The following is a 25,662-nucleotide window of genomic DNA, read 5'->3' on the forward strand; positions in this document are numbered from 1 at the left end:
GCGTGTTACAGCGGGCCGGGGACCAGCGCCAGCCCCCCCGGCGGGGAATGAGGAGGAGCGGGCGCACCCCTCGGAGGTAGCCTCGCGTCATGTCGTTCGTGCGGAGCATCAGCGTCGGCCAGCCACAGGTCAGGGATTGGGCCGGTCTCGGCCGCACCTCGATCGACAAGCGCCCGGTGGGCGGACCGGTCGCGGTCCACCAGCTCGGCATCGAGGGCGACTCGGTCTCCGACACCAAGCACCACGGCGGCCCTGACCAGGCGGTCTACGCCTACGCCCGCGAGGACCTCGACTTCTGGGAGGCCGAGCTCGGGCTGCCGATCCGCGACGGCCAGTTCGGCGAGAACCTGACCACCGAGGGGATCGACCTCAACGCGCTGGAGATCGGGACCCGGCTGCGCGTCGGCGAGCCGGGCGTCGGCGTCCTGCTGGAGGCGGTCTACGTCCGCACGCCCTGCAACGACTTCAAGGGCTGGATGGGCGAGAGCGGCTTCGACCCGCGGGCGTGGGTGAAGAGGTTCACCCGCGAGGCCCGCCCGGGTCCCTACTTCCGGGTGCTGGAGACCGGCACCATCGCCCCCGGCGACGCGATCGAGGTGGTCCACGTGCCGGGGCACGGCCGGACCATCCGCGACCTCTTCGTCGCCCTGAACACCGACCGCAGCCGGCTGCCGGACCTGCTCGTGGTCGACGGGCTGCTGCCCAAGGTGCGCGCCAAAGCCGAGGATTTCGTCCAGAGGTCGGCCGGTTCGCTACCCCCGGCGGAGCCCGTGGCTTAGGTTACTGCCCAGTCACACCGGTCTCGGACGAGCAGACGAGCGAACGCAGGGAGCGTCATGCCCATCATTCACGACACCAATTTCCTCGAGCACATGCCGCCGAACTGCGCCGCGCAGTTCCTCGACCGCGTGGAGAAGAGTGCCGAACGGGAGGCGTTCCGGTTCCCGCGGGGTGAGGCGTGGGAGTCGGTGACCTGGCGCCAGGCCGGTGACCGCGTACGCCGCCTCGCCGCCGGACTGCTCGCGCTCGGCCTGGAGTCCGAGCAGCGGGTCGGGATCGCCTCGTCCACCCGCTACGAGTGGATCCTCGCCGACCTCGCCGTGATGTGCGCGGGCGGCGCCACGACCACGGTCTACCCGTCGACCGGGGGCGACGACACGGCGTACATCCTCAGCGACTCGGCGTGCCGGGTCGTGTTCGCCGAGGACGAGTCCCAGCTGACCAAGCTGCGCGAGCACCGCGCCGAGCTGCCCGAGCTGACCAAGGTGGTCTCCTTCGACCCGGCCCTGGCCGAGGGTGCCGACGGCGACTGGGTGATCTCGCTCGACCAGCTCGCCGAGCTCGGCGACGCCCACCTCGCCGCGAACCCCGACGCCGTCGACGAGGTCGCGCGGGCCATCGGACCCGACCAGCTCGCCACCCTGATCTACACCTCCGGCACCACCGGCAAGCCCAAGGGCGTGCGCACCCTCCACCGCGCGTGGGTGTTCGAGGGCGAGGCGATCAAGGCCCAGGACATCCTCCACGAGGACGACCTGCAGTTCCTGTGGCTGCCGATGGCCCACTCCTTCGGCAAGGTGCTGCTCTCCACCCAGCTCGCCTGTGGCTTCGCCACCGCGATCGACGGCCGGGTCGACAAGATCGTCGACAACCTCGGCATCGTGAAGCCGACCTTCATGGGCGCCGCGCCCCGCATCTTCGAGAAGGCGCACGCCCGGATCGTCACCATGCAGGCCGCCGAGGGCGGCGCCAAGGAGAAGATCTTCCTCAAGGCGTTCGAGGTCGGCCGCAAGGTCGACGCGCTGCGCCTGGCCGGCAAGTCCGTGCCGCTGCCGCTCAAGCTCCAGCACGCCCTCTTCGACAAGCTGGTCTTCAGCAAGGTCCGCGAGCGCTTCGGCGGCCGGGTGAAGTTCTTCATCTCCGGCTCGGCCGCGCTCAACGCCGACATCGCCGCCTGGTTCCACGCGGCCGGCGTCCTCATCCTCGAGGGCTACGGCATGACCGAGAACGCCGCCGGCGCCACGGTCAACCACCCGGACGCCTACAAGCTCGGCACCGTCGGCCAGCCGTTCCCCGGCACCGAGGTCCGCATCGGCGAGGGCGGCGAGGTCCAGCTCAAGGGCCCGCACGTCATGGCCGGCTACCACAACCGCCCCGACGCGACGGGCGAGGCGCTCACCGAGGACGGCTGGCTGCGCACCGGCGACAAGGGCGAGCTCGACGCCGACGGCTTCTTGACGATCACCGGCCGGATCAAGGAGCTCTTCAAGACCTCCGGCGGCAAGTACATCGCCCCGCCCGCGATCGAGGCCAAGTTCAAGGCGCTGTGTCCCTACGTCAGCCAGTTCATGGTGTTCGGCGCCGAGCGCAACTTCGTCTCCGCGCTGATCACCCTCGATCCCGACGCGATCGCCGGCTGGGCCGCCGAGAACGGCAAGGAGGGCAAGGACTACACCGCCCTCGTCAACGACGACGCCGTCCAGGCGATGGTCGCGGACTACGTCGACCAGCTCAACGCCCAGCTCAACCGCTGGGAGACGATCAAGAAGTGGAAGCTGCTCGACCACGACCTGAGCATCGAGTCCGGTGAGCTGACCCCGTCGCTGAAGGTGAAGCGGAACGTGGTCGAGACCAACAACAAGGACCTCATCGAGTCCTTCTACGGCTGACACAGCGAGCCCACAGGAACGGCCCCGAGACTCGGGGCATGAGCCACCACCGCGGAGCCGACGAGACCCACGAGACCGAGGAGCACGACCTCGGGCTGTCCCACGACCTGCCGAGGCTGCTGGCCCGGCGCGGGCTGCTCGGGCTCCTGGGCGGGGTCGGCGCGGCCGCGGCGCTGACCGCCTGCGGCTCCGACGACACCGCGACGGTGTCGGGGTCCACCTCCTCCGGCTCGCCCGGTGCGTCGTCCGGCGGCCCCGCCGGGGCGCCTCCGGGAGGCGCGATGGGCGCCGACAGCGGCGTCGAGGTCGCCGAGGGCGAGATCCCCGAGGAGACCGCCGGCCCGTACCCCGGCGACGGCAGCAACGGGCCCGACGTACTGAGCGAGTCCGGCGTGGTCCGCAGCGACCTCACGTCCAGCTTCGGAAGCGCCTCGGGTGTCGCCGAGGGCATCCCCACCACGGTCAGGCTCAAGGTCTACGACCTCAACGGCGACGAGGTCACCCCGCTCGCGGGCGCGGCGATCTACCTGTGGCACTGCGACCGCGAGGGCCGCTACTCGATGTACGACGACGAGATCGCCGACGAGAACTACCTGCGCGGCGTCCAGGCCGCCGACGAGGACGGCAACCTCACCTTCACCACCATCTTCCCCGCCTGCTACTCCGGGCGGTGGCCGCACATGCACTTCGAGGTCTACGAGAGCCTCGACGCCGCCACCGACGTCGCCAACAAGCTGCGCACCTCCCAGCTCGCGCTGCCCGAGGACGTCTGCAACGACGTCTACGCGACCGAGGGCTACGAGCAGAGCGTGCAGAACCTCGCGAAGCTCAGCCTCGACACCGACGGCATCTTCAGCGACGGCTACTCGCTGCAGCTCGCCAAGGTCACCGGGTCGGTCGACGAGGGCTACACGGTGACGCTCAACGTGCCGGTGTGAGCTCCCGTAGCACGGGAGTGCTCAGGCCCCCCCTCAGGAACGCCGGGTTCGATGACGTCATGACGCACGACCACGATCTCGGACTCCGCCACGACCTGCCCCGGATCCTGCGCACCGGACGCCGCGGACTGCTCGGCGTGGTGGGAGGAGCGGGCGCGCTCGCCCTCGCGGGCTGCGCGACCGACGGCGAGCCCGCCGCCGGCAGCCCCACCTCGACCCCGCCGACCGCGCCGCCGACCACCCCGTCACCGGCCTCGCCGCCGCCGAGCCCCACGGACACGGTGAGCGAGCACCCGGTCGATCCGAAGGCGGGCGAGATCCCGGAGGAGACCGAGGGGCCGTTCCCGGCCGACGGCAGCAACGGGCCCGACGTGCTCACCGAGGCCGGCGTCGTACGCCGCGACATCCGGGCCAGCTTCGGCAGCGCGTCGGGCGTGGCCCAGGGGGTCCCGGTGACCCTGCGGATGCGGATCTTCGACCTCGCGGGCTCCGAGGTGACCCCGCTGGCGGGGGCGGCGGTCTACGCCTGGCAGTGCGACCGCGAGGGGCGCTACTCGCTCTACAACGACGGCGCCCGCGACGAGAACTACCTGCGGGGCGTCCAGGAGGCCGATGCCGAGGGCGGCCTGGAGTTCCTCACGGTCTTCCCCGGCTGCTACCCGCAGCGCTGGCCGCACATCCACTTCGAGGTCTACGAGAGCCTCGCGGCGGCGACGCGTGGAGCCGCGCCGAAGCTGCGCACCAGCCAGCTCGCCTTTCCCGCGCGGGTCGCGGAGGAGGTCTACGCCTCGACGGGCTACGGCGCGAGCGTGCCGAACTTCCGCGCCATCTCCCTCGACTCCGACAGCATCTTCCGCGACGGCTACTCGCTGCAGATGGTGACCATGACCGGCTCGGTCGCCGACGGCTACGTGGCGACCCTCAACGTTCCCGTCTGAGCGCATCCAGGCTGGGCGTGGATCGTGGGATCCGGGGCCGGCCTGGGACACTGGCGCCGTGCCGTCCGCCCTTCCCGAAGGTGATCCCGTCCCGACCGACGGCTCCCTCCCGCCGTCCGCGCTGAGCGAGCTCGGCGCCCGTCCCTTCGAGCTCTACGTCCACGTGCCGTTCTGCCGGGTGCGCTGCGGCTACTGCGACTTCAACACCTACACGGCCGAGGAGCTCGGGCCCGGCGTCTCCCGGTCGTCGTACGCCGAGCAGGCGGTCGCCGAGGTCCGGCTGGCCCGGCGGGTGCTCGGCGAGCGGGAGCTCCCGGTCGAGACGGTGTTCCTCGGCGGCGGCACGCCCACGCTGCTGCCGCCCGAGGACCTGGGCCGGATCCTGCGGGCGATCGACGACGAGTTCGGCCTGGCGCCGGACGCCGAGGTCACCACCGAGGCGAACCCGGACTCGGTCGACCGGGGCTACCTCGAGCGGCTCCGGGAGGCCGGCTTCACGCGGGTCTCGTTCGGCGTGCAGTCCGCGGTGCCGCACGTGCTGGCGGTGCTGGACCGCACCCACGACCCGGTGCGCGTGCCCGGGGTGGTCGAGGCGGCGCGGGCCGCGGGCTTCGAGCAGCTCAGCCTGGACCTGATCTACGGCACGCCGGGGGAGAGCCATGACGACTGGGAGCGGACCCTGGAGGCGGCGCTGGCGTGCGCGCCGGACCACGTGTCGGCGTACTCCCTGATCGTGGAGGACGGCACCGCCCTCGCCCGGCGGGTGCGGCGCGGCGAGCTGCCGATGCCCGACGACGACGACCTCGCCGACAAGTACGTCCAAGCCGACGAGCGGCTGGGCGGTGCCGGGCTGGGCTGGTACGAGGTCTCGAACTGGGCGCGCGACGATGCCGCTCGGTGCCGCCACAACCTGGGCTACTGGTCCGGCGCGGACTGGTGGGGGATCGGGCCCGGCGCGCACTCCCATGTCGGCGGGGTGCGCTGGTGGAATGTCAAGCACCCGGCGGCGTACGCCGGACGGCTGGCCGAGGGCGCCACGCCGGCCCACGCGCGGGAGGTGCTGGACGCGGAGACCCGGCGGGTGGAGCGGGTGCTGCTGGAGGTGCGGCTGCGCTCCGGGCTGCCGGTCGAGGTGCTCGACGACGCCGCGCGGGCGGCGCTTCCCGGCCTGGTCGCCGACGGCCTGGTGGCGGACCGGAGTGACCGGGTGGTGCTCACCCGGCGGGGTCGGCTGCTCGCCGACGGGGTCGTGCATCGGCTCCTGACGTGAACTCCTATTAAATACAGTGTTACACTCGACTTTATGAACAAGTCGGGTGACGTCGTCGGCCCCGTGATCGGCTATGTGCCGGGCGCCTTCGACCTTTTCCACGTGGGACACCTCAACGCGCTGCGCCAGGCGCGGCAGTGGTGTGACGTGCTGGTCGCCGGAGTCGTCGCCGACGAGGTGTGCGTGGAGACCAAGGGCGTGCTCCCGACCGTTCCGCTCGCCGAGCGGCTCGAGATCGTCGAGGCGATCGGCATCGTCGACGCCGTCTACGCCGAGAGCACCGCGGACAAGACCGACTCCTGGCGGGATGTGGGGTTCCACCGGATCTTCAAGGGCGACGACTGGCAGGGGACCGCCAAGGGCCGCAGGCTCGAGGAGCAGATGGCCGCGCTGGGCGTCGAGGTCACCTACTTCCCCTACACGCTCCAGACCTCGTCCACCGCGCTGCGCAAGGCGCTCGCCCACCGCGGAGCGTCCAGCGCATGAGTGTCGCCGTCTCCGACGACGGCCTGCTGGTACCGCCCGGGGACGCGCCCCTGGTCGTCGAGATCGACGGCCACTACGTCTGGTCCCTCACCCCGCTGCGCGACGGGCAGCCCGCCGCCGGGGGAGTGCTGGTCCCGTGGCCGGGCGTGCTGCGCCCCCACCTCAGCGGCCGCGGCCGGGTGCGGGTGACCGACGCGGCCGGCGCCGCCGTCCTGTACGACGCCGAGATCGGGCTCGGTGCCGGCGAGGGACCGCTCGCCGTCGTCGACGGTTCCGGGCACCGGCTCAGCGTCGACAAGGTCGGCCACCTGGCCCGCTCCTTCGCCGCCACCGACGAGGGGGTGCGCGACGAGATCCTGCGCGGCACCCGCCGCGCGATCGACGACCTGAGCGAGTACGCCGGCGTGGCGGCGTACCTCAACTACGGGGCGCTGCTCGGTGCCGTGCGTGAGGGCCGGATGCTCGCCCACGACTCCGACACCGACCTGTGCTACCTCTCCGAGCACACCTCGCCGGCCGACATCGTCCTCGAGTCGTACCGGATCACCCGCGCCCTGCGCGCCCGCGGGTGGCGGGTGCTGCGGATGTCGGGTGGCGACGTGAAGCTGCTGCTCCCGCTCTCCGACGGCCGGGTCTGCCACATCGACGTGTTCTCGGCGTTCCACATCGACGGCACCTTCTACCAGTTCGGCAACCGCAGCGGCCGCCTCCCGCGCGAGGCGATCGTGCCGTTCTCGACGATCGAGCTGCACGGACACGAGTTCCCCGCACCCCGCGACCCCGAGGCCATGCTCGCCTTCCTCTACGGTCCCGGCTGGCGCAGCCCCGACCCGTCGTTCAAGTACGCCGACCCGCCGGCCGGCGTACGCCGCCTCGACGGCTGGCTGCGCGGCTTCCGCACCGAGATGGGCCGCTGGACCGAGCTCCACAACGGACCCCGGCGCGCCGCCGTGCCCCGGGCCCCCTCGTCGTTCGCCCAGTGGGTCGCGCCGCAGCTCGGCGCACTGCCGGTCGCCGACCTCGGCACCGGCACCGGCCGCGACGCGATCTGGTTCGCGTCCTCGGGCCGTCCGGTCAGCGCCGTGGACTTCTCCCGCGGCGCGCTGGCCGTCGCCCGCCGCCGATCCCGGCGGCGCGGGGTCCCGGTCGAGGTGGACCAGCTGATCCTCGGCGAGCTCCGCTCCACCCTGCTGCACGGCACCCGCCTGGCCCGCGACCCCCACCACCTCTACGCCCGCCACCTCGTCGGCTGCCTCGACCCCGCCGCCCTCGACCAGCTCTGGCTGCTCGCCCGGATGGCCCTGCGCCCCGGCGGCGGGCGACTGTTCCTGGAGTTCGCCGCCGGCGAGCCCAGCCCGACCGACGGGCTGGTCCGACGTACGCCGGTCGAGGTGGTGCGCCGCGGCATCGAGGCCGCCGGCGGCATCGTCGAGAGCCTCACCACCGGCCCCGGCGAGGACATGTTCGACCTGCCCGACCCGGCCGTGTGCCGCATCCGCGCCGCCTGGCCGGCGCCGGCCCCTGCGAAGGACCCTGCGAAGGAGACGTCATGACCGATCTCGCCCACCGCGCCCGGCTCGCCCGCCGCCGGCTGCGCGAGCACGCCAGCCTGCGCGAGCGGGTGCGGGTGCTCGAGGAGGAGGTGCAGGAGAACCGGCAGCTGAACCGGCGGATCGCCGAGCTCACCGACGTCGTCGCGGAGTTGTTGATCCCGTTGGAGGCGCGGGACTCGGCGCGGGTGGATGAGGTGCTGGAGAGGTTCCGCGCGGGGTTGTGACGTTGCGGTTTGGTCCCAAACCGCAACGGTCGTCGGCGTGTCGCACCGTTTTGGTCCCAAACCGCAAGCGGTCAGGTGGTCAGACCAGTTCGTCCTCAGGCCGCCGTGACGAAGTCGATCAGCTCCTCCACCCGACCGAGCAGCGCCGGGTCCAGGTCCTGGAACCCCCGCACCCCGCCCAGGATGTGCTTCCACGCCCGGGCGATGTCGGCCTGGTCGCGGTGCGGCCAGCCGAGCTGCTGACAGGTGCCGGTCTTCCAGTCGATCCCCTTGGGCACCTTCGGCCAGGCCTCGAACCCGAGTCGCGACGGCTTGACGGCCTGCCAGATGTCGATGAAGGGGTGTCCGACGATCAGCACGTCCTTGCCGACGGGCGACTTCATGATGTTCTGTGCGATCCGGCTCTCCTTGGAGCCGGGCACCAGGTGGTCGACCAGGACGCCGACGCGCCGCTCGGGTCCGGGCTTGAAGTGGCGCAGGTGGTCGGCGAGGTCGTCGACGCCGCCGAGGTACTCCACGACCACGCCCTCGATCCGCAGGTCGTCGCCCCACACCTTCTCGACCAGTTCGGCGTCGTGGCGGCCCTCGACGAAGATCCGGCTGGCCCGCGCGACCCGCGCCTTCGCGTCGTGGACGGCGATCGAGCCGCTCGCCGTACGCGTGGGCTTGACCGGGCCGGCCTGTGTGATCGGCGGCACCAGGATCACCGGCTTGCCCTCGAGGAGGAAGCCGGTGCCGAGCGGGAAGGTGCGCCGCTTGCCGTGCCGGTCCTCCAGGGTCACCGTGTCGAGGTCCCGGTCGACCGCGACGATCTCGCCGCACCAGTCGGTCGTGACCTCCTCGACCACGAGCCCGGTGTCGGCCGCGGTCTCCACGGCCCGGCCCCGCTTGGGGACCTTCCAGTCGCCTGACAGTACGTCGGTCCCGTAGCGATCCACGACCGAGCAGCCTAGGCCGCGGCCCCGCCCTTCCCGGCCCTAACACGCGGCGCGGTCAGGGTTGTGACGCGATCCTCGCCGCCCGGATCGCGGCGACCGCGTCGGGGTGGACCCGCGTCATCACCAGCAGGTCGTCTTGCTGCCGGAAGCCGACGGTGTGGACCAGTGCGTTGCCGAGGCCGAGCACGAAGCCGCCGGCGGTGAGGGCGAGGAAGGCGAGACCGTGCGGTACGCCGGAGGTCGAGGCCCAGAAGGCCGCCACCAGACCCCCGGTCCCGAGCGCCCAGGCGAGCCGACGGAGCCGGTTCCAGCGGTCCCAGGCGGCGTGCTGGAAGGCCACCTCGACCCGGTAGCGGCGCTGCGAGTTCGACTGGGCGATCAGCCACGCGAGGAAGCTGAACACGATGAGTGCGTGCACCCAGGAGGGCACCGTGGCGCCGCTGATCGTGACCCGCTGCCGGGTCGGCACGCCGGTCTTGACGCAGACGTCGCCCGGGACGACGACGTCGCCGCCCACCCGCCCGACCGAGACCTGTGCCATGCCCGGCAGCCTAGGCGGCCCAGGCGACGGCAGTGGCCGGATCGGGTGCAACGTTCCGGCATGCTCGGACGACGAAGGGGTGTGATGACTGCCAAACGACAGGTCGCGGCCGCGGGCTTCGAGGAGGCCTATCGCGCGCACCGCGTCGAGCTGGTGCGGCTCGCCTACCTGATGTCGGGCTCGCACGAGACGAGCGAGGACGTGGTGCAGGCGGTGTTCGCCTCGGCCCACCAGCGGTGGGAGGCGATCGAGAACCCGCCGGCGTACCTGCGCCGGGCCGTGGTCAACGCGGTCAAGGGTGAGCAGCGGCGGGTGCTGCGGCGCCGGGCCCGCGTGCCCGAGCGCCCGCGGGTCGAGCTGCCGCCGGAGATCGACGAGATGTGGGCGCGCGTGGCCCGGCTGCCGTGGGTGCAGCGGGCCGTCGTCGTCCTCCACTACTACGAGGACCTGCCGTTGGCCGAGGTCGCGCTCGTCGTGGGCCGGCCTGCCTCGACGGTCCGCTCGGACCACCGCCGGGCCCTCGACAAGCTGCGCAAGGAGATGTCATGAAGGACGTGCTGAGTCGTGAGATGGCCGCGGAGCGGGTCCGGGCCACGCTGGCCGCGGTCGCCGGGGGGATCACTGAGCCCGCGGTCGACGCCGGCCTCGCCGCCGCCGAGGAGCGGGCCCGAGCCCGGAGGTCGCGGCGGCGGCGCCGGCTCCTCGTGGGCGCCGGGGTGCTCGTCGCACCGGTCGCGCTGACCGCGGGCGCGGTGCTGCGCCAGGGCCCCGAGTACGTCGACACGATCCCCGCGGAGCGGATCGTCACCTCAGGCGAGGTGGACGGCAGCCGCTATCTCCTCGTCGAGAGCGACCGGGTCGACGCGTGTGGACAGCCGGTCCGGGGCGTCGAGCTCGTCGAGGAGCGCAAGAACCTGCTCGGCAGCGAGTGGAGCACGACCGGGTACACCTACGGTGCGTACGTCGACACCGCCTGCGGCACGGTCGTCGACCCGGCGAGCTACCTCGCCGACCCCGCGCGCTACGACGACTCCGGCGCGGAGGTCGGCGACTCGTTCGTGTGGGTCTTCTCGGTCCATCCCGACGTCGACGGGGTGCGGATCGAGGCGGGGGAGCGCACGACGACGCTGCCCGTCCACGAGGTCGACGGCGCCGGGTACTCGGTCTTCGAGATCCCGGACGACCTGGAGAGCTACACCTCGACGCTGCTGATCGACGGGCAGGTCGTCCCCGGCTCGGCGCGGCCACAGCCGGTCCCGCGGCGGTAGCGGCCGGCGGCGAGCGGGCAGAGAGCGCGCCGCCGGCCTCACGGTCCGTTCGTCAGATGCGCGGCGAGAGCCGGGCCCGTGGGCGCCGGCGCCGACGGATCCTCGACGAGGGACTTGAGAGGTACACCGGCGTCCCGCGCCGCCTCCGGGTCGACGCTCAGGCCGTGGGCGAGGGCGTCGCGGGCGGCGTTGAAGTCACGCGGGTTGCCGGCGACGTCGGCGGCGATGAGCCGGCCGGCTCGGTAGTAGAGGACGGTGAGCCGGCCGGTGCCGTCGGCGCCCCCGTCGCCGCGGACGACGACCTGGTCGTGGCCGTCGGCGATGCCGGCGGTCTGCAGCCTGAGCTCGCCCTGGTTCGACCAGAACCACGGGACGCCGCGCGGCGCCGGCTCCTGGTCCAGCAGGACCGCCGCGGCGGCGCTGGCCTGCTCCACGGCGTTGTTGACCGACTCGATGCCGAGCCCTCGGCCCGGGAGGTGGGGGTGTGGCTGCACGGTGCAGTCGCCGGCCGCGACGACGTGCGGATGACTGGTGCGGCCGGCCGCGTCGGTGACGATGCCGCGTTCGACCTCCAGGCCCAGGGCCTGGGCCAGGGCGACGTCCGGAACCGCGCCGACGCCCGTGACCACGAGGTCGGCGGCCAGCGTGCGGCCGTCGCCGAGCACGACGCCGGTGACCCGGTCGGTCCCGTCCAGTGCGCTCACCGAGGCGCCGGTCAGCACGGTGGTGCCGCGGGACTCGTGCCAGGCGCGCACGTGCGCCGAGAACGGCGCCGCGACGACCCGGGCCAGGAGTCGGTCGGCCGCCTCGACGACGTGCACCCGCTTCCCCTGTGCCCGCGCCGTCGCGGCCACCTCGAGCCCGACGAAGCCGCCGCCGACCACGACGACGTCAGCGGCCTCCGCCAACCCCGAGCGCAGCTGCTCGGCGTCCGCGACGCTGCGCAGGCCGAGGACGCCCGGCAGTCCCGCGCCGGGCACGGGCAGCCGCCGGGCCGTCGCGCCGGTGGTGAGGGCCAGCCGGTCGAATCCGAGCACGACGCCGTCGTCGAGCCGGAGCACGCCGCCGACGCCGGTGAGGGTCGCCCCGACGACCCGGCGCCCGGCGACGAGCTCGACCCCCTGCTCGGCGAGGTACGCCGGGTCGCGCAGCGCCAGGTCCTCGGCCGGTACCGTGCCGGCCAGATAGGCCTTCGACAGCGGCGGGCGTTGGTAGGGGAGCGCCGGTTCGGCGCCGACGAGCACCACCCGGCCGTCGTACCCGAGAGCACGCAGGGTGGTGGCGAGCTGCAGGCCCGCCTGGCCGGCGCCGACGACCGCGACGCACCCGGCCGGCGCCGTCACTGCTGCTCCTTGGCGATGCTGACGCGGAGGCCGTCGAGCGCGTCGGTCATGGTGATCTGGCACGACAGCCGGCTCAGCTCGGTCGGCGGCGTCACCGCGTCCTCGAGCATCTCCTCCTCGAAGTCCGTGGCGGGGCCGGTCAGGTCGATCTGGTCGGCGTCGACGAAGACGTGACAGGTAGCGCACGACAGCCCGCCGCCGCACTCGCCGACGATCCCGGGGACGCCGAGCTTGACGGCGGTCTCCATGACCGACGCGCCCACGCGCGCCTCGACCGTGCGGTGACTGCCGTCCGGACAGGTGAACTCGATGGTCGGCATGGTCAGAACAGGTCGAAGTACTCGCGGTGCTCCCAGTCGGAGACCCCGTTGACGTACGTCGACTCGTCGGGATGGGCCTCCACCCACGCGCGGTGCCGGTCGACCTCGCTGCGCTTCATGGTGACCAGGTAGTCGACGAAGCCGTCACCGAACGTCTTGCGGTAGAAGGCGTCACCGTCGAGGGCCTCGACCGCCTCGGCGAGCGAGGTCGGCAGCTGCGGGACGTCGGCGGCGTACGGGTCCGCGCTGATCGGGCCCGGCTCGATCCGGTTCAGGATGCCGTCGAGTCCGGCCGCGGCCTGCGCGGCGATGTAGAGGTAGGGGTTGGCGGCGGAGTCGCCCACCCGGTTCTCCACGTGGGACGCGGTGTCGCCGGGGGCGCTGATGACCCGCATCATCGCGGCCCGGTTGTCCTGGCCCCAGGTGAGCCGGTCGGGGGCGAGCGAGTACGGCCGGCGCCGGCGGTAGCCGTTGACCGTCGGCGTGGTGAACACCGACGCCGCGACGCCGTGCGCCAGGGTGCCGCCGACGTAGTGGCGGCCGAGCTCCGAGAGCGCCTCGCCCTCGCCGGGCACCATCAGGTTGCGGCCTTCCCGGTCGACGATCGAGGTGTGCAGGTGCCAGCCGTTGGCGTAGAAGCCCTCGATGGCGGGGGTGCACATGAATGATGCGTGGTGGCCGTGTCGCCGGGCCACCTGCTTGGTGGTGGTGCGGAAGAGCGCGGCCGAGTCGGCCGCGGCCAGGCCCTCGAGGATGTCGAAGGTGGTCTCGACCTGGCTGGGCGCCCACTCGTCGTCGAAGGAGCGCAGCGGCAGGCCCATCGCGAGCAACGCGTCGCGGATCGGCGCGAGCACCGGGTCGATCTCGTCGAGGTGCTCCAGCAGCAGATAGCTGTAGCCACGGGCCACCGGTGCCACCGCCGGCGGGTCGGCGGGCGTGCCCGGTGCGCCGAGGGAGACGCCGGTCAGGCTGTCCTCGAGGAGCCTGGTGAGATACCACTCCATCTCGACACCCGCGATCAGCCGCATGCCGGCGTCGTCGAGCTCGGCGAGCACCTGCTTGAGGATCGAGCGCGGCGCGAGGGGGAACGGCCGGCCGTCGACGAGGTAGAGGTCGCAGAACACCAGCGCCGTCTTGTCGAGCCAGGGCAGGACGGTGAAGGTGCCCGGATCGGGGACCATCTTGACGTTGGGGCTGCCGCCGAGGCCGTCGACGGTGAAGCCGCCGTCCGGGGTGAACGGGTTGAACACGATCGCGTTGGCGGGGTCGAAGAAGAACGGCGCCATGGTGATCTCGTTGCCGGCGGCCAGCGCCGCGCGGTAGGCGTCGGTGGTCAGCGCCTTGCCACGGAGCAGGCCGTGCTGGTCGGGCCAGACCAGCCGGACGATCTCGATGCCCTGCTGCTCGATGACCTTGAGCGACTGCTCGGCGGCCGTCGCCTGGTCGGCGGTGTGGAGCCCGTGCTGCTCGATGAACTTCGCGGACATGATTCCTCCTGGATGGGTGAGTGGGCTGTCAGGGGCGGGCCGGGAGACCGGCCAGCCAGCTGTCGATCAGGCGCTCGCCGGCGCTCGGCGAGGGTTGGGGGACGGCGATCTCGGCCCGGAGGGCGGGCACGTCGACGCCGAAATGGGCGAGCTTGTCCTCCTCGACGTCGAGCACGGCCTCGAAGCCGGTGACGTCGAGCTCGGGATGGAACTGGACCGCCAGCGCGCTGCGGTACCGCCAGGCCTGGAGGTAGCGGTCGCTCTTCGCCAGGCGCTCGGCCCCCGGCGGCGGCTCCATCGAGTCGGAGTGGAACGAGAGATACCGGCCCGAGGGGGGCTGCGCCGCGGTCGAGGAGACCTCGATCAGGCCCGCTTCCAGCCCGCTGTCGCCGGTGAAGGCCCGCCCGCCGGTCGCGACGGCGAGCAGCTGGGCGCCGAGGCAGATCGCGAGCAGCGGCAGTCCGTCGTCAACCGCGCCCGCGAGTGTGTCGATCTCCGGCTGCAGGGTGGCGCGGTCCGCGTGCGCGCTCTGCGCACCGCCGAGCACGACCCAGGCCTCATGAGCGTCCCGCTCGGGGAGCTCGCCGCGATAGGCGGCGTAGACGGTCAGCTCGCGGCCCGCGGCCGCCGCCCGCTCGCGCAGGACGGCGATCAGGGGCTCGGGGACGTGGCTGAGCACAGCGATGGTCATGGCTGGGGCCTCGGTTCGATGGGGGTGCTCCACGGCACCCAGTGGTCGATGGCGGCGAGCGCGGCGAGGAGCTCCTCGACCCGGCGCCGGTCGACGGCGACCCAGTCGCCGTCGGGCCGCACCTGGTAGGGCGTGAAGTCCCACGGCGCCAGGTGGCGGGCGGTCCGCACCAGCGGCTGGACGGACGCGAGGTCGCGCTCCAGCCGCCGGACGCGGGCCCGGAGGAGGGCGAGCTCGCGCTCCAGGCGCGCGCTGTCGGCGGCCTGGTCGGTGGTGTCCACGTCAGAACACCAGGGTGAGGTTCTCGTGGTACTGCTCGGAGTCGAGCAGGTTCACCAGCTTGAGCCGGATCCGCCAGTCGTCCCCGCCAGTGTCCGCGGGCACGAGCACGTGGCCGTACCAGCCGGCGTAGGTCTTCGCGACGCCCGCGCGGAACTCGTGCACGACGAAGCTCGAGCGGACCAGACGGCGTCCCTCGAGGTCGGTGACGGTCTCGACGTTGGTGATCGCGCGCCGGGTCCGCGAGGCCGGGATCTGGCTGTAGGCCAGGCCGGTGCGCAGCCAGTAGACGCGGTCGGTGAGCCGCCGATGGTCGTCGAAGGCGTGGCTGACCTCGTGCCGCGGGTCGCCGCCGCCCGCCGTGACGGGCACCCAGTACAGGCCGTCGCCGGCGAACATCCCGAGCCAGTCGTTGAACCGGCCCTCGTCGACCAGCCGGGCCTCGCGGGCCAGGAACGACTGCGCCTGGTGCCACTCGTCGATGGGCGCGGCCGGCCAGTCGTCGGCCAGCAGCGCGCGGAAGGCGTCCAGCTCGGCGTACCAGTCGGCGTCGACGTGGAAGGAGTGCGCCGAGGTGTCCTGGAACTGCGGGGGAAGTGCCGAGAGCCTCATCGGACCTCCTCCCGCATCCGGCGCAGCCACTCGTCGTAGTAGCTGCGCATGTGCAGCTCGTCGGTGACGGCGGTGGCGATGACGCCGTCCTCACCGAGCGACTGCCACGGCGTGACGTCGAGCCCACGGTTCATGAAGATCCACTCCGCCTCGGTCGCGGCGAGGCCGCGCTGGGCCTCCTCGAAGTTGGCCTGGTCGTCGGGCTCGCCGAACGCCGGGAAGTCCTCCTGGCTGCGCATCCGCAGCGTGTTGACCTCCTCGGGCACGCCGCCGATCCGGGTCGCGTGCCAGGTCAGCTGGGTGCGGTCGACGGCCAGTGGCTCGATCACCTGGACCTGGTTCCCGATGATGAGCAGGTTCGGGAAGATGCTGAGGTTGATCTGGGCGCCGATCGCCAGGTCGAGCAGCCGGTCGGCGTCGGCACCGTGCTCGGCGCGGATCCGCGCCTCGAACGACTCGCGGCCCGGCTGCGGACGCTGGTTCGCCCAGAAGCTGCCCGGCTCGTCGCCGTGCGCGGGCCGCTGGTCGATCACGCTGTGCCCGTTGCCGAGCGAGTACGACACCATCGGGCCGTCGTCGGGCGTGCGCCCGAAGTACGACATGTCCTTCGACTCGCCCATCCGCGAGGCCATCTCGAGCAGCGAGCGGTGCGAGAACGACGGGTGGTAGCCGTCGCCGGCGTTGTCGTAGGCGAGCTTCCAGTTGCCGCGGAAGCCCATCCGGTAGGCGGCCGAGCCCAGCAGCACCTCGCCCGCGGGCGCCCGGTCGATCCAGTAGTCCAGCCAGGGCCGCGCGTGCCCGAGCCACTCCTCGACCGACGGCGCGTCGGCGTTCATGGTCCCGAACACGAACCCGCGGTAGCTCTCGACCCGGGCAACGCGGGTCAGGCCGAACGCGTCCTTGTCCAGCTCGGCGTACCCCTGAGGCCAGGGCACGCCGACCAGCTCGCCGGTGTTGCGGAAGGTCCAGCCATGGTACGGGCACTGGAAGCTCTTGGCGGTGCCCGACTCCTCGCGGCATACGGTCGCGGCGCGGTGCGCGCAGCGGTTGAAGATCGCGTGCAGCGCGCCGTGCCGGTCGCGGGTCACCAGCACCGGGCGCAGCCCCAGCCGCACCGACACGAAGGCGTTCGGCCCGGGCAGCTGCGACTCGTGGGCCAGGTAGGCCCACGACTCGCCGCCGAAGACCTTCACCATCTCCTCGGCGAAGACGTCGGCCTCGGTGTACAGGGTGCGGTGCACCCGGTCCTCGTGGACCAGGTCGCTCCAGCGGTCGGTCCGGTCCCTCTCGGGTGCTGTCGGTCGTTGTTCCTGGACGGTCATCTCGCGCCTCGCTCGGATCGCAGGTCGATGAGCAGCGGCGGAGGTTCGCCGGAAGTGCGTACGCCTCCACCGCGCTGCGGGTGGCGGCACGCTATTGACGGCCCGCGGCCCCCGGCCACGCCGAGCGCGCGGAATTCCCCCAGGGGGAATCTCGGACGCTCCCGTCGAGGATCAGTCCGTCGGCGAGCCCAGCGCCTCCTCGGTCTGCTCGACGGCGTAGCGCAGCGCCTCGACGTAGTCGGGCACCTTGGCGCGCTCGAAGCGCGAGCTCGGGATGGCCAGCGAGATGGCGAAGATCGGCCGCCCCAGCGCGTCCTTCGAGCAGACGGCGATGCCGTCGACACCCTGCGCGGACTCCTCGATGCTCAGCGCGTAGCCGCGGGTGCGGACGGCGTGCAGGTGGCGCTTGAGCGACTGCATGCTGGTGATCCGCGACGAGCGGGCGGGCGGCAGGCCGTCGGCGAAGACCTCCTCGAGCTGCTTGCCGTTGAGCTCGGAGAGCAGCGCCTTGCCGGCCGCCGACGCGTACGCCGGCACCCGGTCCCACCGGTCGGTCGCGACGTGGGACGGGGCGGGGCCGGCGACGCCGTCGACCCAGCGCAGCAACGGTCCCTGGCGGACCCAGACGTGCACGGTCTCGCCGACGGCCTGGCTCAGCCGGTCGATCACCGGGTGCACGAGGGTGCGGAACTCCCCGACGTCGCGCCCGCGCACCTGCTCGGGACGCAGCTCGGGGCCGAGCCGGTACTGGCGGTCCCGGTCCTGGACCGCGAAGCCGTCGTAGCAGAGGGCGGTGAGCAGCCGATGGGCCGTCGACGGCGCGACGCCCAGCAGCTCCGCGGCCTCCTTGACGCCGAGGACCCGGCCGTCGCGCAGCTCCTTGAGGAGGACCAGGCCGCGATGCAGGGACTCGATCGGAGGTGCGGAATTCGCCACAACGAAAAACATAGCGCCGCTCGTTCTCGGCCTCGTTTCGTCGGGACTACGTTCACGGCACTTCGAGGACCGACCCTCGGATCGCCGGCCCCGCGTGGCCTCTCACGCCGGACGGCGCCGGTCCTCACCGTGTCCGGGCCCGACGGCCAGGCCGTCGTCCGCCCCCGTCCTCAGTGGAGGAGGTTCCCCATGTCCCAGTCCATCGACGAGCGCGATCGGCGGTGGGCCGCGCTCGACCGGGCGATGGTCGCGCACGACCTCGACGCCCTCGTCTTCGCGGCCAACGACTACCGCGGCCACAAGGGGTCGCTGCGCTACGTCGCCGACTACAACCTGTGCCACAAGTACGGCAACGCCGTGCTCCTGCGCGAGCGCGAGCCGGTGCTCGTGCTCTCGGGCAGCCTGGTGAGCGCCCGCAAGCCGGTCTCCGGCTGGGTGCGTGACTACCGGTTCCCGCAGACCACCGGCGCCGGTCTGGTCGAGGCGCTCAAGGAGGCCGACCGGCTGGAGAAGGTCGGCGTCATCGGGCTCGGCCAGGTGCTCAAGGTCAACGAGTACCTCGCGCTCACCGAGGCGTTCCCCGGCTGCGCGTTCGTCGACTTCACCAAGGAGTTCGAGCGGGTCCGCGCGGTCAAGAGCGCCTGGGAGCTGGCCGGTGCCGAGGAGTCGGCGTACATCCTCGACCAGTGCTTCCACCGGCTGCTCGAGATCGCGCACGCCGGCATCACCGAGCGCGAGATCGCGGCGGAGATGCACCGGGTCGGGCACCTGCTCGGCGGTGAGGACCCGATCTTCTTGTCGATGCACACCGACGAGCAGAACGAGCACTCCCGCTCGACGTTCGACAGCCCACGCGACCGGGTGCTCGGCACGCACGACGTGCACACCTTCTCGTTCGAGATGATCGGGCCGCGCGGCTACTGGACCGAGCTGGCCCGGATGGTCACCTTCGCCGCTCCGGACGAGGTCACCGCACGGATGGCCCGCGCGGTCACCGACGGCATCGGCAACGGCGCCCGGGCGATGACGCCCGGGGCGATTCCCAGCGACATCCAGCGCACCGTGCTGGCCGGCGTCGAGCAGCACGGCGCCACCACGTCGTACTGGTCGGGGCACTCGCTCGGGCTCGACGTCATCGAGGACCCGATGATCGGGCTCGACGTCGTCGAGGACCCCGACCAGTCGGCCGACAACACCATCGAGGCGGGGATGGTCCTGACCCTCCACCCGATGGTCCAGGACACCGAGGGTCGCCACAGCGGCTACATGTCCGACACTTTCATCGTGGAGCCCGGCGGGAGCCGGAAGCTGTCCGAGCACCCCACCGGTCTCCACCGCATCTCCCGAGGAGGGGTCTCCGTCCATGACCACTGACCAGAGCACCGCCCCGGCCGCCCCGGCCGCCGGCATCGACCCGATCACGGCCTCCGTGCTGCAGCGCCGGGTCGACTCCATCAGCAAGGAGATGGCGACGATGCTGATGCGCTCGTCGCGCTCGCCCATCTTCAACGAGATCGGCGACCTGGTGACGGTCATCTTCGACCGCAACGGCAACACGCTCGCCCAGGCCGAGTTCGCGGCGATCATCGCGTTCGGCGCGCACCCGTCGCTGGAGTACATCATCGAGTACTTCGGGGACGACATCCACGAGGGCGACGTCATCATCCACAACGACGTCTACCACGGGGGAAACCAGAACGCCGACACCGGGATCTTCCTGCCGATCTTCGCCGAGGGCCGGCTGATCGGCTGGGCCGCGGCCAAGGGGCACCTCGCCGACATCGGCGGCATGACCGCCGGCGGCTACAACCCCAACGCCCGCGACATCTGGCAGGAGGCGCTCCGCATCCCGCCGCTCAAGCTGGCCGAGAAGGGCGTGCCCCGCAAAGACGTGTGGGACCTGCTCGCCGCGAACATCCGGTTCGGCTTCGTCATGGAGGACATCCGGGCGATGGTCGGCTGCTGCACCGTCGGGGCCCGCCGGGTGGTGGAGGTGGTCGAGCGCTACGGACTCGACAGCTACGAGTCGCACTGGCGCTACATCCTCGACAGCTCCCGCCGCCAGGTCGAGGCCGAGGTCGGCCGCTGGCCCGACGGTCGCTACCACGGCGAGAGCTTCATGACCTCCGACGGCGTCGACCCGACGCGGAAGTACAAGATCGCTGTCGACATCGAGATCGCCGGCAGCGACATCACCTTCGACTTCTCCGGCTCCGACGACCAGTCGCCCGGCATCTGCAACATGCCGCCCGCGGCGGCCAAGGGGGCGGTCCGGATCGCCTTCCTGATGCTGATGGCCAGCGGCGGCATCCGGATCCCCACCAACCAGGGGCTGTTCGCGCCGATCGCCACGAGGTTCCGCAAGGGATCGATCGTCGACCCGGAGTTCCCGGCGGCGACGATCTACGGCAACCAGCTCTGCGACGAGGTGGTCGAGGCGATCATGCTCGCGCTCGCCGACGCGCTGCCCGACCGGGTCTGCGCCGGCTGGAACAAGTACATGTGCACCGCCACCAACGGCATCGACCCGCGCACCGGCGAGCCCTTCGCGGCGTTCACCGTCTTCCAGCGCACCGGCCCGGGCGGCGTGCAGGGGCAGGACGGCTGGGACGCGCTCGGCTTCACCGGCACCGCCGGCCAGATGCGCTATCCCGACCCGGAGATGCTGGAGATCACCACGCCGCACTTCCTGGAGTACAACGAGTACCTCCCCGACTCGGCCGGCGCCGGCGAGTTCCGCGGCGGCTACGGCACCCGCTCCGCCTGGCGCACCTACGGCGAGGGCCAGATCGGCGTCACCCTCGCCGACAACATGGCCCACGAGGGCGCCTTTCCGGCCCGCGGCCTCTTCGGCGGTCTCGACTCCGGCCTCAACGAGCTGCGCGTCGAGTACCCCGACGGCACCAGCCAGGACTGGGGCTCCAAGGAGATCATCGACCAGCCCGTCGGCACCCGGGTCATCTCGCACGCCGGCGGCGGCGCAGGGTACGGCGACCCGCGCCGACGGCCCGCCGCGAAGGTGCTGGCGGAGGTCCGCGACGGCCTCCTCTCGGCCGAGAAGGCCCGCGCCGACTACGGCGTCGTCCTCACCGCCGACGGCCAGGCCGTCGACGAAGCCCAGACCGCGGCGCTCCGCGCCTGAACCGCCAAGGACCCACCATGAGCATCCGCATCGGAATCGACGTCGGCGGCACGTTCACCGACTTCCTCGTGATCTACCCCGACGGCAGCCGCCGCATCCACAAGACCAGCTCGGTCCCGGTCGACCCGCCCCAGGCGGTCCTCAACGGCCTGCGCGAGCTGGCCGACCTCGAGGGCACCTCGGTCGAGGCGTTCGTCGACCGGATCGGCCTGATCGTCCACGGCACCACCGTCACCACCAACGCGCTGCTGACCCGGCGCGGCCCGAAGACCGCCATGCTCGTCACCGAGGGCTTCCGCGACGTGCTGCCCATGCGGCACGGCACCCGCGAGGACGGCTACGACAACCTCCTCGCGATGCCCGAGCCGCTGGCGCCGCGCCACCTCCGGCTGCCGATCGAGGGCCGGATGGACTACCTGGGCGGCGAGGTCACCCCGCTCGACGAGGACGGCGTCCGCGCCGCCGCCGAGGCGCTGCGCGAGCAGGACGTCCAGGCCGTGGCGATCTCGTTCATGCACTCCCACGCCAATCCAGCCCACGAGCGCCGGGCCGCGGAGATCCTGGGGGAGGCGCTGCCCGACGTCTACCTCACCGAGTCGGCCGAGCTGCTCGGCCAGGCGCGCTACTACGAGCGGTCGAGCGCGGCGGTGCTCAACTCCTACGCGGGGCCGATCATCTCGTCGTACCTCCGGACGCTCACGGGGTTGCTCGAGGAGGTCCGGTTCGGCGGTCTGCTGCTGATGATGCAGTCCAACGGCGGCGTCGCGACGCCGGCCGAGCTGGCCCGCCGGGCCGCGCTGTCGCTGCTCTCCGGGCCGGCCTCGGGGCCGACCGCCGGCCTGCTGGTCACCGCCGAGCACGGCTGGGACTCGTGCCTGACCGTGGACATGGGCGGCACCAGCTTCGACGCCGCCGCGGTCAAGGGCGGCAAGCCGCTGGTGATGACCGACGGCAGCATCGACCGCTGGTCGCTGGCCCTGCCCTCGGTCGACATCCACACCATCGGCGCCGGTGGCGGCTCGATCGCCTCGGTCGACGAGGGCGGGCTGCTCAGCGTGGGGCCGCAGAGCGCGGGCGCCGTGCCGGGTCCGGCCTGCTACGGCCGGGGCGGCGACCGGGCGACGACGACGGACGCCGACGTCGTCCTCGGCTACCTCGACCCGGACAGCTTCCTCAACGGCCAGATGGCGCTCGACAAGGCGGCCGCCGAGGAGGCGATCCGCCGCGACGTCGCCGAGCCCCTGGGACTCAGCGTGCTCGAGGCGGCGGCCGGCATCTACGAGATGGTCAACGTCTCGATGGCCTCCGGCGTCCGCGACATCACGGTGCGCCGCGGCCTCGACCCGCGTGACTTCCCGATCGTCGTGGCCGGCGGTGCCGGTCCGGTGCACGCCGCCGCCATCGCCGGCGAGCTGGACATCCCGGTCCTGATCACGCCCCGCGACTCGTCGATCTTCTGCGCCGCCGGCATGTTGGTGTGCGACTTCAAGCACGACTACGTGCAGAGCGCCAACGACCGCCTCGACGTGCTCGACCTCGCCGGGCTGGTCCGCACCTGGAAGACGATGGCCGAGGAGGGCCGGGCGACGCTGCACGGCGAGGGTGTCGCCGACGACGCGATCACCTTCGAGCCGTCGCTCGACCTGCGCTACAAGGGTCAGTGGTACGAGCTCAACATCCCGCTCGACGCGGCGATGCTGGCCGCGCCCGACGTCGCCACCATCGCGGCGGCCTTCCACGCCGAGCACGAGCTGCTCTTCGGCTACCACAGCGACGAGATGCCGATCGACGTCCTCAACGTCCGCCTCTCGGCGGTCGGCCGCACGTCCGACGAGCGGATCGACCTCGCCTCCGAGGTCGTCGTCGACAAGCCGGAGCGTCCCGCGCGGCGCGAGATCTGGTCGCCGGCACAGAAGGCGATGGTCGAGGTCGACGTCCATCAGGGCACGGCGATGGGGCCGAACGCCCGGATCAGCGGTCCCGCGGTGATCGAGCTCGGCACGACGACCATCGTCGTGCTCGACCAGTACGACTGCGTCGTCGACCGCAGCGGCTCCTTCGTGATGTACCTGCGCGAGCGCGCCGCGGAGCTCGAGGCCCGGCTCAACCTCTGAGCCCCGCCCCCTCTCGGGCCCCTCACCGGCCCGGCGCACTCCGCGCCGGGCCGGCCACCTCTCACCCCGTCAGGAGTTCCGTCATGCCCGAAAACACCTCACGACGGCCCGATCTCCGGGCCGTCATCGAAGACAACGCCCTGCAGTCCGTCCCGCTCGACCAGCGCCAGAGCGGCTGGGCGCTGTTCGCCAACACCGCCGGCGTCGGCTCGACGCTGGTGGTCCTCGGCGTCGGTGCCGCCGTCACCTTCACCGCCGGCACCCGGTGGGGTCTCGTGGTGGCCCTGGTGGCCGCGGTCTTCGGCTCGGGCATCGGCTGGGCGGTCGGCCGGATCTGCCAGGCCACCGGTACGTCGTCCACGGTCACCGCCCGCTTCCACGGCCTCGGCACCCGCGGCTCGGCACTCGCCTCGCTGGTGTTCGCGTTCATGATCCTCGGCTTCCTCGCCCTGGAGAACGCGCTGCTCTACTACGGCACGATCTTCATGTTCGGGTGGGAGCCGTCGACCGCCAACAAGCTCGGCATCTACGGCGTCCTCACCGTCGCCTGGATCGTGCTGACCACCTTCGGTCTCGGCCTGGTGCAGAAGGTGTCGCTGCTGCTGACCGTGGTGTGCGGCGTGCTGTTCGTCGTGGTCACGATCGTCGCCCTCGACAAGTCGTCGGTCTCGCTGGGCGACGTGTGGTCCTACAGCCCGCCGGGGGTGGGCTTCACCGAGATCACCGCGGCGCTGTCGATCATCGCCGGCATCGCCGGCGCGCTCGCCCTCGTCGGCGCCGACTTCAGCCGCTACGCGCGGACCTCGGGTGACGTCCGGGTGCTCGCGGTCGGCGGCGCGATCGTGGTCAACATCGTGGTGGTGGCGATCGGCACGATCGTCTTCCAGGCCGGCAACCTCGTCGTCGCCGAGCACCTCGCCGACCCGACCAACGCCGCCCAGGCCGCCAGCCAGGTGGGCGCCACGATCCCGGAGAAGATCGCCTTCATGTCGTCGGCCAATCCCGGCGCCTACTTCATCGTCCTGTCCGGCTTCCTCGGCTTCCTGGTGATGTACGCCGCGCAGGCCAAGGCCCAGGTGCTCAACACCTACTCGGGCTCGCTCGCCCTGAGCAACCTCTCCGACGCGGTCTTCGGCCGCAGCCCGGGCCGGCTGGTCATGGTGGTGCTCGGCAACGTGATCGCGCTGCTCGCCATCTGGGGCGACATCCTGGACCGGATCAACTCCTTCCTCGGCCTGCTCGGCATCCTGACCACGGCGCTGTGCGCGCTGATGATCACCGACTTCTTCGTGGTCCGCCGCGGCGCGGCCCACCGGGAGCGGGTCGAGCAGTTCAACTGGGCCGGCATCGTCGCGATGCTGGCGTCGTCGGCGCTGGCCTACTGGCTGCAGGACTCGGGCCGGACCAACCTCGGCTTCCTGATCGCCCTCGTCCTGTGCCCCCTGCTCTATGTCGCCCTGCGCTCCTCGCTGCTGCCCGAGGGCCGCGGCACCGGCACCGTCGAGGCCAGCGCCGCGCTGGAGCTGGCCGAGTAGCGCCGACGCCGCCGACCGACCACTGGCGCGCTGACCCTCCGGGGTCAGCGCGCCAGTGTCTGTGAGGGCAGCTCGTGAAAGCGGTCGCGGTAGGCCTGCGCGAACCGTCCGAGGTGGAAGAAGCCCCAGCGCGCGGCCACGACGGCGACGGTGGTCGACAGCGGGTCGGCCGCGACCAGGTCGCCCCGGGCCCGCTCGAGCCGGGCGCCTCGCACCTCGGCCAGGGGGGTGGTGTCGAGCTCGCGCCGGAAGGCGTCCTGGAGGGTGCGTGCCGACACGCCGCTGAGCCGAGCGAGGTCGGCGACCCGCCAGGCGCGGCCGGGGTCGCCGTCGATCAGCGCCCGAGCGGTGCGGACGGCGTGGCTCGGCCCGGCCGCGGGCTCCCGGGTGAGTGCGTTGTTGGGCTGGAGCGCGAGCAGGCCCGAGATCAGGGCCTGCTCATAGCTCGTCGCGACGACGGGGGAGCGGAGCAGGTCGCTGCCCACCTCGAGCTGCTCGACGCAGAGCCCGAGCAGCCGCATCCAGTCGCGGGCCGCCGGGCGGTCGAGTGCGAGGACGGGGTCGAAGGTGAGGCCGGGGACGCCGAGCTCCTCGACGGCGCCGCGGCGCACGTAGACCACGAGCTTGGCGCAGTCGGCGGTCCACCTCATGTCGACCGGCTCGTCGGGCGAGCCGACGAACGCCGTGCGCCGGTCGGCGACGAGCTCACGGTCGCCCGAACGCACCCGGGCGCGGCCCCGCAGCGGTATCTGCACGAGGTAGAAGTCCAGGAACCGGCCCGGGGTGATCCGGACCTCGCCGCCGTAGCGCATGTAGTTGAGGACGACGTCCTCGCCGAGCGCGACGGCGTTGTGGACCAGGTCCAGGCGCTCGTCGCGCCGGGCCAGCGCCAGGGTGTGCGGGCAGTAGCGCGCCGCGACCTGCTCGCGGGCGACCTCGAGCTCGGTGGTCGCCACCACCGGATGCCTGGTGAGCAGGTCGGCGGCCATCGGCTGCTCCTTGCGGGACGCGGGTGCGCCGACCCTAGGGCCGACGCACCCGCGCGGGCGAGTCCCG

The 25,662-nt window shown here is 72.3% G+C and carries 25 protein-coding genes; 14 read left to right on the forward strand and 11 right to left on the reverse strand.

Annotated features, from left to right (window positions below; translation table 11 throughout):
• The first annotated feature begins 89 nt into the window (after window positions 1-89).
• Genes JOD66_RS23655 through JOD66_RS23690 form a run of 8 tightly spaced genes read left to right on the forward strand, consistent with a single transcriptional unit; the run spans window position 90 to window position 8,078 of the window.
• Window positions 90-779 carry an MOSC domain-containing protein gene (locus JOD66_RS23655; protein ID WP_204839252.1) on the forward strand — a complete coding sequence of 230 codons (690 nt, stop codon included), beginning with the start codon at window positions 90-92 and terminating at the stop codon, window positions 777-779.
• 57 nt (window positions 780-836) lie between these two features.
• On the forward strand, window positions 837-2,669 hold the full coding sequence (locus JOD66_RS23660; protein WP_204839253.1) for an AMP-dependent synthetase/ligase: 1,833 nt from the start codon (window positions 837-839) through the stop codon (window positions 2,667-2,669).
• A 38-nt stretch (window positions 2,670-2,707) separates the two neighbouring features.
• Complete coding sequence (locus JOD66_RS23665) at window positions 2,708-3,607, forward strand: dioxygenase family protein (RefSeq protein WP_204839254.1); 900 nt, start codon at window positions 2,708-2,710, stop codon at window positions 3,605-3,607.
• Between the two features lie 59 nt (window positions 3,608-3,666).
• Entirely contained in the window at window positions 3,667-4,545 is an 879-nt protein-coding gene (locus tag JOD66_RS23670; RefSeq protein WP_204839255.1) for a dioxygenase family protein, read from the forward strand.
• Between the two features lie 58 nt (window positions 4,546-4,603).
• A complete protein-coding gene (gene hemW / locus JOD66_RS23675; protein ID WP_204839256.1) occupies window positions 4,604-5,815 on the forward strand; it encodes a radical SAM family heme chaperone HemW in 1,212 nt (403 codons plus the stop codon).
• A gap of 33 nt (window positions 5,816-5,848) precedes the next feature.
• Entirely contained in the window at window positions 5,849-6,301 is a 453-nt protein-coding gene (locus JOD66_RS23680; RefSeq protein ID WP_204839257.1) for an FAD synthase family protein, read from the forward strand.
• Complete coding sequence (locus JOD66_RS23685) at window positions 6,298-7,854, forward strand: class I SAM-dependent methyltransferase (protein ID WP_204839258.1); 1,557 nt, start codon at window positions 6,298-6,300, stop codon at window positions 7,852-7,854. Before JOD66_RS23680 ends, JOD66_RS23685 begins: the two co-directional genes overlap by 4 nt.
• Window positions 7,851-8,078 (forward strand): DUF6752 domain-containing protein, encoded by a 228-nt coding sequence (locus tag JOD66_RS23690; protein ID WP_204839259.1) that lies wholly within the window; start codon window positions 7,851-7,853, stop codon window positions 8,076-8,078. Before JOD66_RS23685 ends, JOD66_RS23690 begins: the two co-directional genes overlap by 4 nt.
• 95 nt (window positions 8,079-8,173) lie before the next feature.
• On the opposite strand, the gene JOD66_RS23695 is transcribed toward JOD66_RS23690, so the two are convergent.
• Window positions 8,174-9,016 carry a DUF3097 domain-containing protein gene (locus JOD66_RS23695; protein WP_204839260.1) on the reverse strand — a complete coding sequence of 281 codons (843 nt, stop codon included), beginning with the start codon at window positions 9,014-9,016 and terminating at the stop codon, window positions 8,174-8,176.
• 55 nt (window positions 9,017-9,071) lie between these two features.
• A complete protein-coding gene (locus tag JOD66_RS23700) occupies window positions 9,072-9,557 on the reverse strand; it encodes a hypothetical protein (RefSeq protein WP_204839261.1) in 486 nt (161 codons plus the stop codon).
• A gap of 84 nt (window positions 9,558-9,641) precedes the next feature.
• Here JOD66_RS23700 and JOD66_RS23705 point away from each other — a divergent pair, with 84 nt between their 5' ends.
• Both JOD66_RS23705 and JOD66_RS23710 read left to right on the forward strand, forming a co-directional pair.
• On the forward strand, window positions 9,642-10,106 hold the full coding sequence (locus tag JOD66_RS23705; protein ID WP_204839262.1) for a sigma-70 family RNA polymerase sigma factor: 465 nt from the start codon (window positions 9,642-9,644) through the stop codon (window positions 10,104-10,106).
• On the forward strand, window positions 10,103-10,825 hold the full coding sequence (locus JOD66_RS23710) for a hypothetical protein (RefSeq protein ID WP_204839263.1): 723 nt from the start codon (window positions 10,103-10,105) through the stop codon (window positions 10,823-10,825). The genes JOD66_RS23705 and JOD66_RS23710 overlap by 4 nt, the downstream gene beginning before the upstream one ends.
• A gap of 38 nt (window positions 10,826-10,863) precedes the next feature.
• Here the strand turns inward: JOD66_RS23710 and JOD66_RS29655 are convergent, their stop codons facing one another.
• The 8 genes from JOD66_RS29655 to JOD66_RS23750 all read right to left on the reverse strand — a co-directional run bounded on the left by JOD66_RS29655 (window position 10,864) and on the right by JOD66_RS23750 (window position 17,815).
• Window positions 10,864-12,168 (reverse strand): NAD(P)/FAD-dependent oxidoreductase, encoded by a 1,305-nt coding sequence (locus JOD66_RS29655; protein WP_204839264.1) that lies wholly within the window; start codon window positions 12,166-12,168, stop codon window positions 10,864-10,866.
• Entirely contained in the window at window positions 12,165-12,488 is a 324-nt protein-coding gene (locus JOD66_RS23720; RefSeq protein ID WP_204839265.1) for a 2Fe-2S iron-sulfur cluster-binding protein, read from the reverse strand. The genes JOD66_RS29655 and JOD66_RS23720 overlap by 4 nt, the downstream gene beginning before the upstream one ends.
• Window positions 12,489-12,490: 2 nt before the next feature.
• The gene (locus JOD66_RS23725; RefSeq protein WP_204839266.1) at window positions 12,491-13,975 is read right to left on the reverse strand and encodes a glutamine synthetase family protein; all 1,485 of its coding nucleotides are present in this window, start codon (window positions 13,973-13,975) and stop codon (window positions 12,491-12,493) included.
• Window positions 13,976-14,003: 28 nt separating this feature from the next.
• Window positions 14,004-14,666 (reverse strand): type 1 glutamine amidotransferase, encoded by a 663-nt coding sequence (locus JOD66_RS23730; RefSeq protein ID WP_204839267.1) that lies wholly within the window; start codon window positions 14,664-14,666, stop codon window positions 14,004-14,006.
• Window positions 14,663-14,947, reverse strand: coding sequence for a hypothetical protein (locus tag JOD66_RS23735; RefSeq protein ID WP_204839268.1), 285 nt, complete (start codon window positions 14,945-14,947; stop codon window positions 14,663-14,665). The genes JOD66_RS23730 and JOD66_RS23735 overlap by 4 nt, the downstream gene beginning before the upstream one ends.
• Before the next feature lies 1 nt (window position 14,948).
• Entirely contained in the window at window positions 14,949-15,557 is a 609-nt protein-coding gene (locus JOD66_RS23740) for an aromatic-ring-hydroxylating dioxygenase subunit beta (RefSeq protein ID WP_204839269.1), read from the reverse strand.
• Window positions 15,554-16,879, reverse strand: a complete 1,326-nt coding sequence (locus JOD66_RS23745; RefSeq protein WP_204839270.1) for an aromatic ring-hydroxylating oxygenase subunit alpha — start codon at window positions 16,877-16,879, stop codon at window positions 15,554-15,556. Before JOD66_RS23745 ends, JOD66_RS23740 begins: the two co-directional genes overlap by 4 nt.
• Window positions 16,880-17,050: 171 nt before the next feature.
• On the reverse strand, window positions 17,051-17,815 hold the full coding sequence (locus tag JOD66_RS23750; RefSeq protein WP_204839271.1) for an IclR family transcriptional regulator: 765 nt from the start codon (window positions 17,813-17,815) through the stop codon (window positions 17,051-17,053).
• A 189-nt stretch (window positions 17,816-18,004) separates the two neighbouring features.
• Here JOD66_RS23750 and JOD66_RS23755 point away from each other — a divergent pair, with 189 nt between their 5' ends.
• The 4 genes from JOD66_RS23755 to JOD66_RS23770 all read left to right on the forward strand — a co-directional run bounded on the left by JOD66_RS23755 (window position 18,005) and on the right by JOD66_RS23770 (window position 24,606).
• Window positions 18,005-19,189, forward strand: coding sequence for a M24 family metallopeptidase (locus JOD66_RS23755; RefSeq protein WP_204839272.1), 1,185 nt, complete (start codon window positions 18,005-18,007; stop codon window positions 19,187-19,189).
• Window positions 19,179-20,957: a hydantoinase B/oxoprolinase family protein gene (locus JOD66_RS23760; protein ID WP_204839273.1), complete on the forward strand. Its 1,779-nt coding sequence runs from the start codon at window positions 19,179-19,181 to the stop codon at window positions 20,955-20,957. Before JOD66_RS23755 ends, JOD66_RS23760 begins: the two co-directional genes overlap by 11 nt.
• Before the next feature lie 17 nt (window positions 20,958-20,974).
• The gene (locus tag JOD66_RS23765; RefSeq protein WP_204839274.1) at window positions 20,975-23,071 is read left to right on the forward strand and encodes a hydantoinase/oxoprolinase family protein; all 2,097 of its coding nucleotides are present in this window, start codon (window positions 20,975-20,977) and stop codon (window positions 23,069-23,071) included.
• 83 nt (window positions 23,072-23,154) lie between these two features.
• A complete protein-coding gene (locus JOD66_RS23770; RefSeq protein WP_204839275.1) occupies window positions 23,155-24,606 on the forward strand; it encodes a purine-cytosine permease family protein in 1,452 nt (483 codons plus the stop codon).
• Window positions 24,607-24,650: 44 nt separating this feature from the next.
• On the opposite strand, the gene JOD66_RS23775 is transcribed toward JOD66_RS23770, so the two are convergent.
• The gene (locus tag JOD66_RS23775; RefSeq protein ID WP_204839276.1) at window positions 24,651-25,595 is read right to left on the reverse strand and encodes an AraC family transcriptional regulator; all 945 of its coding nucleotides are present in this window, start codon (window positions 25,593-25,595) and stop codon (window positions 24,651-24,653) included.
• Window positions 25,596-25,662 lie beyond the last annotated feature (67 nt).

Origin of the sequence: Nocardioides nitrophenolicus (assembly GCF_016907515.1) — a bacterium.
Taxonomy (GTDB): Bacteria; Actinomycetota; Actinomycetes; order Propionibacteriales; family Nocardioidaceae; genus Nocardioides; species Nocardioides nitrophenolicus.